The sequence below is a fragment of the Anaerotruncus massiliensis (ex Togo et al. 2026) genome (assembly GCF_900199635.1).
GTDB classification, from domain to species: Bacteria; Bacillota; Clostridia; order Oscillospirales; family Ruminococcaceae; genus Anaerotruncus; species Anaerotruncus massiliensis.
In genome coordinates this window covers 1,011,282-1,023,658 of the sequence record NZ_LT962687.1, presented here as the reverse complement: position 1 = coordinate 1,023,658, position 12,377 = coordinate 1,011,282, and the positions used below count along the sequence as shown (strand labels likewise).

The following is a 12,377-nucleotide window of genomic DNA, read 5'->3' as shown; positions in this document are numbered from 1 at the left end:
GTTCCGGTATGCGGGGGCGGCGGTTCAGGCGTCCATCGGCGAAAGCACGCTCAGGACCCCCTGCATCGAATCGTCATAGAAGCGGTAGCGGTCCTTCCCGCCCTTTTTCGCCACATACAGCGCCTGGTCGGCCGCGTGGAAGAACGCATCGTACTGGGTGCCGTTTTCCGGCGAGAGGGCGATGCCCATGCTGATCAGGATTTCAAACGACTGGTATTCCCCGTGCAGCGCGTCGAAAATCCGCCGGATCACCGGCTCGATCCCGCCGCTGTATTCGAGGAAGATGAGGAACTCGTCCCCGCCGATCCGCGCCGCGATGTCGCCGCCGCGCACGCTCTTCTGCACGAGCCGCGCCACATGCTTGAGCACCTCGTCCCCGAACATGTGGCCGTACCGGTCGTTGGCCTCCTTGAAGTTGTCCAGGTCAAAGAGCACCATCGCGTAGGACCTGTCCTCGCGGGCCAGCGCCATCTGGATCCACCTGCGTGCGGCGGCGTGGTTGTTGAGCCGCGTCAGCGAATCCTGTTCGGCCATCCGCCTGAGCTGCTCCAGCCGAAGCTGCTCCTCGTGGTCGTCCACGAATTTGCCGATGACCCCCGCCTGCTCGGTCCCGTTCCCCTCCCAGAGGGGGCGGGCCACCGCCTTGTACCAGCGCCTCTCCCCCTTGACGTTGAGGCAGTAGGTCCCGCTGACGATCGGCTTTTCGGGCGTCGCGCGGCGCAGGCGGCCCTGCAGGTCGAGATAGTCCGCGATAAGGAAGACCCCGTGCAGCTCCCCGTTTTGCTCGGGATGTTCGATCAGGACGTTCAGCCCAAGCTGGCGCGCCCCCCATTCGGACAAGGTGAGCAGGTCGGACTGGTAGCTGTATTCAAACTGGATCTCATTGGACATCGAGGCGAAGAACTGGTACTTGGTCCGCTCCTGCTCCAGCAGGGTGAGGGTGCGGTTGGACACCTTTGAGCCGGCGATCGCCTGGGTGGAGAGCTCCCGGATGTTCGCCTCGGAGACGTCGTTGAGCGAGCGCAGGCGGAGCTCGTCGTCCAGGCGCGGCCCCAGCTCCCGCAGGCACTGAAGCAGCAGCGGGTTGAAGACGCCGCACTCCCCGCCCATGATCATCCGCATGGCCACGCCGTGGGGAAAGGCCTGCTTGTAGACCCGCGTGCTCGTCAGCGCGTCGTAGACGTCCGCGAGCGCGACGACCTGGGCCTCGACCGGGATCTCCTCCCCCCGCAGCCCGTCGGGGTAGCCGCCCCCGTCATACCGCTCGTGGTGCCAGCGGCAGATGTTGTAGGCCACCTGGAGCAGTTCCTCCTTGTGGCGCAGGAGGGCGTCCTCCATGATCTGCGCGCCGAGGGCGCAGTGGGTCTTCATGACCTCGTATTCCGCGGGCGTCAAGGGGCCGGGTTTATTCAAAATTTCCTCCGGGATGGAGATCTTTCCCACGTCGTGCAGCGCGGAGGCGTTAACGATCAGCGCCGACCGGGCGGCCGTGAGGGGGTAGCGGTCGGTGATCTCCTGGAGCTTGCGCAGGAAAATCTCGGTGAGGGTGCGGATGTGCAGCACATGCAGCCCGCTTTCCCCGTTGCGGAACTCGACGATGTTGGACAAAATCTCCACCATCAGGAAGTTGTTCCGCTCCTTCTCCACGATCTGCTCTGTTACCATCCCTTCCAACGCTTTCTGCTTGGAGTAGAGCATGATGGTGTTGCGCACGCGGCGCTGGACGTTTTTTTCATCGAACGGGCGGCTGATGTAGTCGGTGGCCCCGAGGTCATAGGCGTGGTCGATGTAGGTGGACGCGGTCTCCGACGAGATGGTGATGACGGGGATGCGCCCGATCCAGCCGTTCTTGTTCATGAGCGCCAGGACCTCGAAGCCGTCCATTTCCGGCATGACGATGTCCAGCAGGACAAGGGAGAGCTCCTCGCTGCGCTGGTGCAGGATGGCGGCCGCCTCCACGCCGTTGGCGGCTTCCAGGATCTCGTAGTCCTCCGAAAGCATATCCGCCAGCAGGGAACGGTTCATCTCCGTGTCGTCCACGATCAGTATCATGCCTTGCTTTTTCATGGCCGTCCTCTTTTCAAATCCTTAAGCCTGCGCCAGCTCCCGGATCCCGTTGATGGTTTTCTGGTAGTCCTCCCCGACCCGCCGGAGCAGGCCGGGCACGGCGTCCGTGAAAGCGCCGCCGCGCAGCTCCTCGCACAGGTCGCCGGCGGACCGGTACAGGGCGGTCAGCCCCAGGTTCAGGCAGACGCCCTTGATGGAATGGGCGGCCCGGAACGCCTCCTTCGCGTCCCCGGCCTCCACCGACCTGCACAGCAGGCCGTAACTGGGTTCCTCGGCGAACTTGAGCAGGAAGCGCCTCACGCGGTCCTCGTTCCCCATCCGGCGGAGCACCTCTGTATAGTCCGCCCCGATCAGGGCGTAACATTCCGCAGTCGTCATCGACGCACGATCCCCTTTATCCGCCCGCGGGCGGTCATTTTATAGTCTTTTGCCGCCCCCTTCCGGGCTTTTCCCCGGAAAAGGACGGCTGACTTCCACCGTATAATCGTCCCTGATCCTCATAATACCTCTATTTTAACGTGTTTGTGACCAAGAAGCAAGACGAATCTGAAATTTGGGTCCGTTCCCCGGCGGATTCCGCCGCATGGAAAGGCCCCGGCGCGCCCCCATCGGGGCGCGCCGGGGCCTTTCGCGGAGGGCTTACCGTTCCGGCTCCTCCCGCATGGCGCGCAGCAATTCCAGCAGCAGCTCCCGCAGGGAGGGGCCGTCCTCCGGTGCGAAGACGAGCCGGACCGTCGGTTCCGTTTTTTCCATGCGCCCACCTCCGACACAAGTATATGTCCCGCCGCGCCGCCCAATGCGGACGGGGGAGGACAAAAAAAGGGCCGCCGCTGTGACCGCGGCGGCCCTTCGGTTCCGTCCCATGCTTTGGGCCCGGCCGGCTCCCGTTTTCAGAGGACGCCCCGCTCACGCAGCCTGCGCCCCGCCCCCTCGAGGACATGGAACATCAGGCCGCTGAAGCCGCGGGCGAACCGGCCGGCGTCCCGCGCGGCCAAACCGGCGCGCATCTCCTCGATCAGCTCCCGGCGCTCCCCGGAGACGGAGCTCCCCCGGGCGAGAAAGCGGAGAATGACCCCCCAGCCGAACAGGTCGGACAGCTGCCCGTAAAGCTCCCGCAGGCAGGGGGAGGCGTCGGAATCCGCCACCAGCTCCATGCAGGTGAAGGGGACGATGTCATAGGCGGTCTCGCTCCGGAAGATCTCCGCCGCGCGGCGGACCTTGTCCGGCCTGAAGTGGGGGAAGGCGGCCAGCATGACCGCCTCGCCCGTCAACGCGAGCATCTGCACCGTCTGTAAAAAAATCTTCAGGTTTTTGCGCACCGCGGGGGCCTGAAGCCCCTGCCGGGCGACGCTCTCCTCCTGCGGGATGACCCGCGTGCCCCGGCCGTTGATCGTCTCGGTCAGCCCGAGCCGTCCCAGCAGCACGAGCGTCCTGCGGATCGTGATCACCGAGACGCCGTACTCCTCCGCGAGGTCGGCGGCGGAGGGGAGAAATTCCCCGAGCCGGTAGTCCTCGGCGTAAATCTTCCGGATGAGCTTCATGGCGATGAAAAAGCCCTGCTGCGGCCGGCCCTTGTAGACGCGCCAGGTGAAGGGAACCTGCTCGGACGCGGGCGCGTACCGGGACGCAAGCTCGCCGAAGTGGGCGCGAACATGCACGTCGCAGTTCCCGAAAAAGCGGCAGATCAGCGTTCGCAGCCGTTCGGAGTCCTCCGCGCGCCGCGCGTCGATCATCTCCATGAACCTGCGGCGCAGGTTTTCCGAATCCCGCTCATTCTCCGCCTCGTCGGTGAAGAGGCCCCGCAGGTAGGTCATGCGGCTGAAGACGGAAATCTCCCAGAAAAAGGAGGTGAGCAGCGGGTTGCCCAGCGGCGCGAGAATCCGGCAGAAGCATTGGAGCTGCGTTTGAAGGTTCTGTATGCGCATCTTCTCCACCGAAAGGGCGAGTCCGTCCAGCCCCTCCCCGTCCATCATCAGGAACCCCCGCAGGAAGATCTCCGGCAGAATCTTTTTCGCCATCCAGGACAGGTCGAGGATGGCGTCGCGCCGGGCCGCGAAATAGGCGACGCACACCTCGCGGCATTGGCCGCCCGGCGCCCCCCTGATCACAACGGCGTTCCTCCCGCGCGAGATCGACAGGTAGCCCCCCTCCTCGAGCATGTGGTAGGCCTTGCGGATGGTGCGCGTCGAGACGCCGAACATTTCGCGCGCCTCCCCAATCGAGGGCAGGGTGTCCCCCTCCTGGTAGAACCCGAGGCAGATGCGGGTGAAAAAATAGTCATAAATCACGCTGTAAAGCCGCTGCTCTCTGTTCAATTGTGCCTCTCCCTCCTCACAAAGCGCCCTTCATCATGTTACCGTTCTATTTTATCAGTTTAGTGTCTAGAAGTCTATGTCCTATTTGTAAATACTTCCATCATCCGCTTTGTTTACGCAACCTTTCCCCGCGTCCCGGCCCCGCGCACGGATCGGGCCTTTGCCGCCCGAACCGTGGTCCCTTGCGCTCCACCCCTTCCAAAACCTTCGGGAGCCGTCTTTGGGGACAGGCGCGGGTGGGCCCGCCCGGCCCGCGAAGCCGGGCGTTCCGGGCGTTTGGGCGATGGTGCAAACGTCCGCCCCACCCCGCCCGGCTTTGAAGCAAGATCGATCAGCAGCGTATCCGGGCCCAGCTTCTCCAGGATGTCGGCGGTGAGGATGCGGGCGGGCACCGTGTTGAAGAGGACATCCATCCCCCGGACGTGCTCCGCGAGCGTCGCGATATGTACCGCGCGGCATCCCTCCGCCTCGATCTCGGCCAGGTCGCCGTGTTTGCGCGCCGCGACTGTGACATCCGCGCCCATCCCGCGCAGGATGCGCATCAGCGCCTTGGAGATCCGCCCGTGCCCGGTGATCATGCAGCGGGAGCCGAACAGGGAGATCGGCAGCTCCTCCATCGCGATCGACGCCGCGCCCTCGGCGGTGATGACCGCGTTTTTCACGCAGAGCTCCTCCCGTTCAAAGTAGTCGATGATCGTGACGCCGCAGCTCTCGGCCAGCGCGCGCATCGCCGGGCTCACCTTGCCGCCCAGCACGCAGGCGCCCGGCTTGAGCCCCGACAGGCAGTCGCACACCCGCACCTTCTGCTTGGAAAAGGGCGCGTTCACATGCCGTTCGTCGGTGCTCATCGGCAGAGGAAAGATGATCACGTCGCACTGCGGCAGGACGTCCTCCGGGTCTTCGGCGCACACCAGGCTTTTCTCAAGCGCGCTGTTCGTTTCGAGCAGCATGGCGTAAACCGTTTTCCCCTGTGCCGCCAGCCGGTTTGCGACGTGCGCCTGGCGCAGGTCCCCCCCGACGACGGCAAAGGTTTTATATGCAGTCATAAAAGTACCCCCATAGGATTTTACTGGCATACTCACGTATACCCCATCCTATGAGGGTCTTTTCGATTCGGTGATTGCCCGGCGGGCGAATCCCCCTATTTCAGCTCCTCCACGTCGATGATCCGGATCTTGTCCTTCGCGTCCTTGCCCGTGCGCACGTCGATGAAGGTTTCCGGACGCGGGCGCGGGCGGGCCTGCGGGGGCGCGGCGCGGTTCACGCGGCGGCGCCTCCGGCGCATTTTGCGGTAGCGCGCCCGCAGCACCGCGCGCACGGCCAGCAGCAGGACCGCCAGTCCCAGCAGCACGCCCCCGAGGATGCCGGCCCAGCGCAGGAGCATGGGCAGCGGACCTTTTCCATCCTCCGGCGGCGCGGCGTCCGCGGGCATCGTCTCCGGCTGCGGCAGCGAGAGGGCGAGCGGGACGGTCCCCACGACCTCCTCCATCCGCCCGGGGGGCGAGGGGAGCACCAGCTCGGCGCGGGCTTCGGCGGCCGTCTCGGGCGTCAGCGGATCGGGAATGGAATAGCGCACCCCAAGGTCGTCCGCCGTCGTCCCGGCGGGGAGCAGGACGGAGGCCTCCCCCTCCGCCGCGAGGGACGCGGTGAGCGTCCCGCCGTCCGCGCCCGTATAGGGGGCCTCCCGCCGCTCGATCTTCGAGGCGGGCACGGCGGTCCGCGAGAAGGCGCCGAAGCCGTAATCGAAGAGGTTGGTCGAGTCGATGTACTGCGCGTCGATGACCCCGTCCGAGTGGAGCACGATGCAGATGAGGGTCACGCCGCCCCGCTCGGCAAGCGTGACCAGCGTGTGGCCGGACTCCTCCGTCCAGCCCACCTTGCCCGCGAACGCGCCGGGATAGGTGTCGTTCAGCGTGAACATATAGTTGCGGTTGTTGAGCCGCCGGGTCTCCGCCTGCTTGTTGGTGGGAGGGATCTCATAGTGGGTGGTGCCCGCCAGCGTGCGGAACTCCGGATGGCCATAGGCCTCCCGCGTGATGACCGCCATGTCCCGCGCCGAGGTGTAGTGCGCCGTGTTCGGCAGGCCGTTGGCGTTTACAAAGTTCGTGTTCTGAAGGCCGAGCTCGGCGGCGCGGCTGTTCATCCGCCGCGCGAACGCCTCGAGCGAGCCGGCCAGATGGACGGCGAGCCCGTTGGCCGCGTCGTTGGCCGACTCGACCATCATCGCGTATTCCAGCTGCTCGACGGTGAGCTGCTCGCCCCCCGTCAGCGCGATGTGGGTGGTGTCGCGCGGGACCGCGAAGACCGCCTCGTCGGTCATCGTCACCACGTCGTCCGGCTGCGCCTCCTCCATCGCGATCAGGCAGGTCATGAGCTTGGTGATGCTCGCCGGATACATTTTTTTGTCGGGATTCTTCTGGTAGAGCACCTGCCCGGTGTCCGCGTCCACTAGGATCGCCGCCTCCGCGTAGAGGGTCGGCGGCTGCCCGGGATTCTGTTCGGCCGAAGCCGGGAGGGAGAGGGGCAGCGCAATGAGCAGCGCCGCCAGCAGGGTCAGGAACTTTCGCATGGCCACCTCGTTGTAATCAAGAATTCGCGGCAGGGCCGCGGGAAACCGTCTGTGGATTATTTTAACACAAAATCCGACGGGGTTTGCGTGCGGCGCGCAAAAATTCACAGATGCTTAACAAATGCCGCGGAAGGCAAAAATACCGCCCCGCGTTTCCGCGGGGCGGTATTCATTCCCCGGCTTCCTGGCCGGCGTGCAGGTGCTCCTCGAGCTGCTGGGCGCCCTGCTGCGCCGCGAGGTGCTCCTGGTAGGCGGAGAGGATCGCGTCCTCGAGCTGGCGGCGGGCGGCGGTCGTGATCGGGTGGGCGATGTCCCGGAAGGCGCCGCTGTCGTCCCTGCGGCTGGGCATCGCCACAAAGAGGCGTTCCGGGCCCTCGATGACCTTGATGTCGTGGACGGCGAGCTCTCCATCGATCGTCACGGATACCAGCGCGCGCAGGCGGGTATCCTGATAGGTACGGCGGATTTTGATATCGGTGATCTGCATGGTGAATTTCCTCCTCGGGTTTTGTCAAAGATGCTATCGATAGTATTCGGCGGTTTTCCAAAAGTTATGCACCACGCCCTGGCGCACTTGAATTTTTCACCAATCCGTCCTATACTACATACAAGTAAAATATCCAAGCAAATTTGACGGGAAAGGCTCGCTGCCTTTCCTTTTTGGAGTTGAAAGCGCGCATGTTCGACGGAAGCCTCCTGAAAACGGTAAAGCACATCCATTTTATCGGCATCGGCGGGTCGGGAATGTTCCCCATCGTGCAGATTCTGCACGCGCAGGGCTATTTCATCACCGGCTCCGACAACAACGAATCCGACACCGTCTCGCTCGAACGCAGCATGGGCATCCCGGTCGCGCTCGGCCAGCGCGCCGAAAACATCGACGGCGCGGACCTCATCATCTACACCGCCGCGATCATGGCCGACAACCCCGAGCTGATCGCCGCGAAAAAAAGCGGGGTCCCCACCGTCGAACGCGCAGAGATCCTCGGCTACCTCACGAGCCTCTACCACGAGTGCATCTGCGTCTGCGGCACCCACGGCAAGACCACCACCACCGCCATGCTCACCCAGATTCTGCTCGGCGCGGGCCTCGACCCGACGGCGGTTATCGGCGGCAAGCTGCCGGCCATCGGCGGAAACGGCCGCGTGGGGGAAAGCGGCGTCATGGTGTGCGAGGCGTGCGAGTTCAACGACCACTTCCTCCAGCTCGATCCCGACGTGGCGGTCATCCTCAACGTCGACGCCGACCACCTCGAGTATTTCGGCACGATCGAAAACATCATCAAATCCTTCCGCATCTTCGCCGGGATGGCGAAAAAGGCCGTCATCGTCAACGGCAGCGACGAAAACTCGATGAAGGCGGTCTCCGGCGTCACGGGCAAGGAGATTATCACCTTCGGCTGGGAGGAGAGCTGCGACTACTCCCCCGCCGGCATTGTCCATGAGGGGGCCGTCTCCACCTTCGACCTGCTCCATCACGGAAAGCCACTCGGCCGCTTTACCATCCATGTGCCCGGGCGTCACAACATCCTCAACGCCGTTGCCGCGATCGCCGCCGCCATCCATGCGGGCGCGCCCGTTTCCGCGATCGCCGAGCACCTCGCGAAGTTCCGCGGGGCGGGGCGGCGGTTTGAAATCCTTGGTGCCGTGAACGGGGTCACAATCGCGGACGACTATGCCCACCATCCCGCCGAACTGGCCGCGACCCTCCGCGCCGCCAAGGAGCTTCCCTTCCGCGAGGTGTGGGCGGTCTTTCAGCCGTTCACCTATTCGCGCACCCAAATGCTGATGGACGACTTCGCGCTTGCCCTCGCCCTCGCCGACCATGTTGTCATGTCCGAGATCATGGGCAGCCGCGAGAAGAACACCTACGGCGTCTACACCAGCCAGCTCGCCGAAAAAATCCCCGGCTCGGTTTGGTTCCCCGCGTTCCCCGAAATCGCCAGGTACGTCATGGCCAACGCTAAGCCGGGCGACCTCGTCCTCACCCTCGGATGCGGTGACGTCTACAAATGCGCCAAGCTCATGCTGCAAAAATAGGTTTATCTGGAAAAGGGCCCACCGGCATCGCCGGTGGGCCCTTTTGGGTTTGCCGCTCATGAAGCGGCACGGTTTGTCGGTAGTCGGCCAACGGTGGGCTTGGATTTACTGCTCAGTGAGCGGTGTAGCTTGCCGGGTCCCGCCCCGGAGTGGGCTTGGATTTGCCGCTCATCGAGCGGCGCAGTTTGTCGGTGGTCGACCGACGGCGGTTTTAGGCTTGCCGCTCAGTGAGCGGCGTAGCTTGCCGGGTCCCGCCCCGGGGCGGGCTTAGATTTGCCGCTCATCGAGCGGCGCAGTTTATCGGTAGTCGACCGACAGCGAGTTCCTTTCTTGCTTGCCCAAGAAAGGAACCAAAGAAGGGCACGAGGGGCTTTGCCCCTGCGACCCCAACGCCGCCTCCTGTTGGCCTGCGGCCAAAGTCGGCGGCGCCCTCTTCACGGATCAGCGGACGGGTGTACAGCATCCCGCCCGCCGCCGCGCCGCGGGCGCAATGCCTCTGCCGGCGAGTCCCCGGTACCGTACCGGAAATGCAGTTGGAAAATGATCAGGTGGGGGCACGCGGGGGAGAGTCGCTGACCCTCCGCCCGTGAGGCGCACGCGCTTTTGCTTGTCAAAACGCGGGGGCAGTTGCGGTCTGGAACCGCAACTGCCGTGCGCCTGGGGAGGCGGAAAACTGCGCGGCTACGCCGCGCACGCGCGCAGGGCGCGCGAACGCCCGGAACGGGCGTTGTTTTCCGTCGCGAGTCCTCGGCGAGCCTTCTGACAGCCATTGTTTGGGGTGCCCGCAACCTGAATTGAGCCTTCAGCTGGTGTACCCGTGGGGAGTGACGGTAACCTGCGGGTTATGGCAAGGTACTCCCGGGGGTTTCTCAAGGGGACTGGCGGAAGTCCCCTTGAGCGCCCTTCTTCCGCCGACTTCTTGGGCGCCCAAGAAGTCGGCCCGCCCGCCGGGGCGGGACCCGGCGATCCCCGCCGCCAAAGGCGGCACATCTGAAGCGCCCCGGAGGGGCGCGAAAAAGGCTTGCCGGACGCAGCGCGGCAAATCCAAATCACCCGGGGCGAAAATCCTAAGAATCCTCCTATGGGGCGGGCTCCAAATGCTCCAGAATCCCCGCGCACCAGCCGATGAGGCGCGCAAACCGTTCATCGGCGGCGCCCCGCGCCTCCAGCACCGCGCGGCCCTCCTCCCCGGCCAGGGAGCGGAGCTCCCGGCGGTCGGCGGCATAGATTCCGGTCTTTGCGAGACATTTTGTGCGCAGCAGGAAAAACGCGCCCTTTTCCAGCGCGGGCAGGTCGTCCGCGCTTCCGAATACATAGCTGTGACAGGCCGCGTGGTAGAGGTTGGCCGCCTCCACGCGCAGAGCGAGCCGCACGTCCCCGCCGCCGGGCGGCGAAACGAGCCCGTCCAAGCTCCCGAACAGAGGGCGGGTGTCGTACCAGAGCTGAAGACGGTCATGCGCGGGCCATGCCTGCAATTCCATCGTCCCGCAGAGAAAGCCGCAGGCCTTGTCCGCCTCGGGCATCTCCCGGACGAGCGCACGGTACCGCGCAAGGTCCGCGGGCGTCAGCCCGTCGAGCACGACCACCATGTCGATGTCGCTCTTCTCGGTGGCCTCCCCGCGCCGGTAACTCCCCTGCAGCCCCGCAAATCGCAGGCGTTCCCCGAACGCGGCGCGCAGCTTATTGATAAAATCCGCCGTCCAGCGGTTGATGTCAACCATCGTCCACCTCCGCGACCACCCGGCAGGGCAGACCGGTCATCCCGTCAAAATTGACCGGGAAGGTCCGTGCGACAAACCGCGCCGTCTTCTCCCCGCCGAGCAGTTCTCCGAGATTGCAGAGGTTTTCAATGATGAACACTCCCCGGTCGGCACAGTACTGGTCCTTGGGGGTGTGCTCTCCGCCGCGCCGCACACCGGCGCAGTCGACGCCGATGATCGACACGCCCTTTTCCAGCAGCGCGTCGATGAGCGCGTCGGAAAGCTGCGGATGCCCGGTGAAATAGGCGCGGGTGCCGTAGGGTTCCCGCTCGATGAAGCCGGTACGGAAAGCGGCGAACATCCCCGCCTCCACCGGCGAGAGGTCGACGTCCCGCGTCCCGATGTCGCGCCCCTCCACGCCCGACACGTCGAACGCGATGCCCTCCCGCCGGGTGAACGCGAGCGGGAACTCCTTGTCCATCACGTCGAAGTGGGTCCCCAGATGCCCGAAGGACGCCTGCTTCTCATTCCCGTGCGCGTCCTTGTCCGCCTGGCGCGTCACCTTGACGCTCAGATCGATCAGCAAATCCATCCGCCTCCCTTAAAACCATTTTTTCCGTTTAAAGTAAATGAGCAGCGCCGCCACCACCATAAGGCTCCCCGCAATCACCAACGGGTAGCCGAAGCGCCAGCCGTATTCGGGCATCTTGAAATTCATGCCGTACCAGCCCGCTACGAGCGTCAGCGGCAGGAAGATCGCCGTGATGACGGTAAAGACCTTCATGATCTTGTTCAGGTCGATGTCCACCTGCGCCTGGTACGCCTCGCGCACCTGGGTGACATAGTCGCGCAGGTTGAGTACGCTGTTTCCCAGCCGCGCCGCCCGCTGCTCCAGCAGGCGGAAGGCGCGCAGCGTATGCTTGTCCGCCACGCCGTTTTCGTTCTCCCGCACCCCTTCGCAGATGGCGATCAGGTGCTCGTAATAGCTTTTGAGCGCCATCAGGCGGCGGCGCAGTCCGGCGATCTCCCTGATGCAATAGTCATGATTCCGGGAGGAAAGCAGCGCCTCCTCCAGCCCCGTGACCTCCCGCTCGATCGATTCAAGCGCGAGATAGTCGTCGGCGGTGAGCCGGTCGAGGCAGGCGCAGATCAGCCGGGCAGGTTCCCCGTAGCGCGTCCCCGGCACACAGAGCCCGGCGAGCGCCTTCCCCGTCTCGCCCGTACCGTCCGACAGGATCGCCAGCGCGTCCTTTGTCAGGAAGGCGCACAGGCGCATGGGCGGCGCGAGCGGGTCGCGCGCGTCGCACACCGACACCGAAAGGTAATCAAACCGTTCATGGCTTTCGTACTTGGACATCCTGCCCCGCAGACACCCTTCAAGGATGTGCACATCCTCCCCGAGGACCCCGGCCGCCTCCGCCAGCGCGGAAAAATCCGTGACGCACACCCGTTTTCCCGCCGCGTCCGGCCGGTCGGGGCGCAGCTCCCCCGCTTCGATGAGATAGACCATCCTCCCGCCTCCGGTTTCTTTCAGATTCCCTCCCATTTTAACACGGTTTCCCCGCAAAATCCACGCCGTTTGTAGCATCCGCGCGTAAATCCGCATAGAATGCATTGCTTGTGTTTCCAGGGGAAGTTTGCTATAATTCCAGTAAATCATCGGAAAGGAGGGCAGGGAAAATTTTA

General features: G+C 64.5%; 10 protein-coding genes. 1 reads left to right on the top strand and 9 read right to left on the bottom strand.

Annotated features, from left to right (window positions below):
• Positions 1-24: 24 nt before the first annotated feature.
• From C1A13_RS05430 to spoVG, 6 genes are all read right to left on the bottom strand, one after another.
• Positions 25-2,067 (bottom strand): bifunctional diguanylate cyclase/phosphohydrolase, encoded by a 2,043-nt coding sequence (locus C1A13_RS05430; RefSeq protein WP_101549865.1) that lies wholly within the window; start codon positions 2,065-2,067, stop codon positions 25-27.
• 21 nt (positions 2,068-2,088) lie between these two features.
• Complete coding sequence (locus C1A13_RS05425; RefSeq protein WP_101549864.1) at positions 2,089-2,445, bottom strand: Hpt domain-containing protein; 357 nt, start codon at positions 2,443-2,445, stop codon at positions 2,089-2,091.
• Between the two features lie 512 nt (positions 2,446-2,957).
• A complete protein-coding gene (locus C1A13_RS05420) occupies positions 2,958-4,382 on the bottom strand; it encodes a GntR family transcriptional regulator (protein WP_101549862.1) in 1,425 nt (474 codons plus the stop codon).
• A 113-nt stretch (positions 4,383-4,495) separates the two neighbouring features.
• On the bottom strand, positions 4,496-5,428 hold the full coding sequence (locus C1A13_RS05415; RefSeq protein WP_172439179.1) for a dipicolinate synthase subunit DpsA: 933 nt from the start codon (positions 5,426-5,428) through the stop codon (positions 4,496-4,498).
• Positions 5,429-5,523: 95 nt separating this feature from the next.
• Positions 5,524-6,951 carry a D-alanyl-D-alanine carboxypeptidase family protein gene (locus C1A13_RS05410; RefSeq protein ID WP_101549858.1) on the bottom strand — a complete coding sequence of 476 codons (1,428 nt, stop codon included), beginning with the start codon at positions 6,949-6,951 and terminating at the stop codon, positions 5,524-5,526.
• A gap of 169 nt (positions 6,952-7,120) precedes the next feature.
• Positions 7,121-7,438, bottom strand: coding sequence for a septation regulator SpoVG (gene spoVG / locus C1A13_RS05405; protein WP_101549856.1), 318 nt, complete (start codon positions 7,436-7,438; stop codon positions 7,121-7,123).
• 191 nt (positions 7,439-7,629) lie between these two features.
• Here spoVG and murC point away from each other — a divergent pair, with 191 nt between their 5' ends.
• The gene (murC, locus tag C1A13_RS05400) at positions 7,630-8,991 is read left to right on the top strand and encodes a UDP-N-acetylmuramate--L-alanine ligase (protein WP_101549853.1); all 1,362 of its coding nucleotides are present in this window, start codon (positions 7,630-7,632) and stop codon (positions 8,989-8,991) included.
• A 1,079-nt stretch (positions 8,992-10,070) separates the two neighbouring features.
• Here the strand turns inward: murC and C1A13_RS05395 are convergent.
• From C1A13_RS05395 to C1A13_RS05385, 3 genes are read right to left on the bottom strand one after another with little or no spacing between them, the layout of a single operon-like run.
• Positions 10,071-10,712, bottom strand: coding sequence for a nucleotidyltransferase family protein (locus tag C1A13_RS05395; protein WP_101549851.1), 642 nt, complete (start codon positions 10,710-10,712; stop codon positions 10,071-10,073).
• Positions 10,705-11,277 (bottom strand): cyclase family protein, encoded by a 573-nt coding sequence (locus C1A13_RS05390; protein WP_101549849.1) that lies wholly within the window; start codon positions 11,275-11,277, stop codon positions 10,705-10,707. The genes C1A13_RS05395 and C1A13_RS05390 overlap by 8 nt, the downstream gene beginning before the upstream one ends.
• A 15-nt stretch (positions 11,278-11,292) precedes the next feature.
• On the bottom strand, positions 11,293-12,201 hold the full coding sequence (locus tag C1A13_RS05385) for a magnesium transporter CorA family protein (RefSeq protein WP_172439178.1): 909 nt from the start codon (positions 12,199-12,201) through the stop codon (positions 11,293-11,295).
• Between the last annotated feature and the right edge of the window lie 176 nt (positions 12,202-12,377).

Bases quoted from the DNA above. Each gene is read 5' to 3' on its own strand.
- spoVG (WP_101549856.1), bottom strand. From the start codon at position 7,438: ATGCAGATCACCGATATCAAAATCCGCCGTACCTATCAGGATACCCGC.
- C1A13_RS05410 (WP_101549858.1), bottom strand. From the start codon at position 6,951: ATGCGAAAGTTCCTGACCCTGCTGGCGGCGCTGCTCATTGCGCTGCCC.
- C1A13_RS05430 (WP_101549865.1), bottom strand. From the start codon at position 2,067: ATGAAAAAGCAAGGCATGATACTGATCGTGGACGACACGGAGATGAAC.
- C1A13_RS05425 (WP_101549864.1), bottom strand. From the start codon at position 2,445: ATGACGACTGCGGAATGTTACGCCCTGATCGGGGCGGACTATACAGAG.
- C1A13_RS05385 (WP_172439178.1), bottom strand. From the start codon at position 12,201: ATGGTCTATCTCATCGAAGCGGGGGAGCTGCGCCCCGACCGGCCGGAC.
- C1A13_RS05395 (WP_101549851.1), bottom strand. From the start codon at position 10,712: ATGGTTGACATCAACCGCTGGACGGCGGATTTTATCAATAAGCTGCGC.
- murC (WP_101549853.1), top strand. From the start codon at position 7,630: ATGTTCGACGGAAGCCTCCTGAAAACGGTAAAGCACATCCATTTTATC.
- C1A13_RS05415 (WP_172439179.1), bottom strand. From the start codon at position 5,428: ATGACTGCATATAAAACCTTTGCCGTCGTCGGGGGGGACCTGCGCCAG.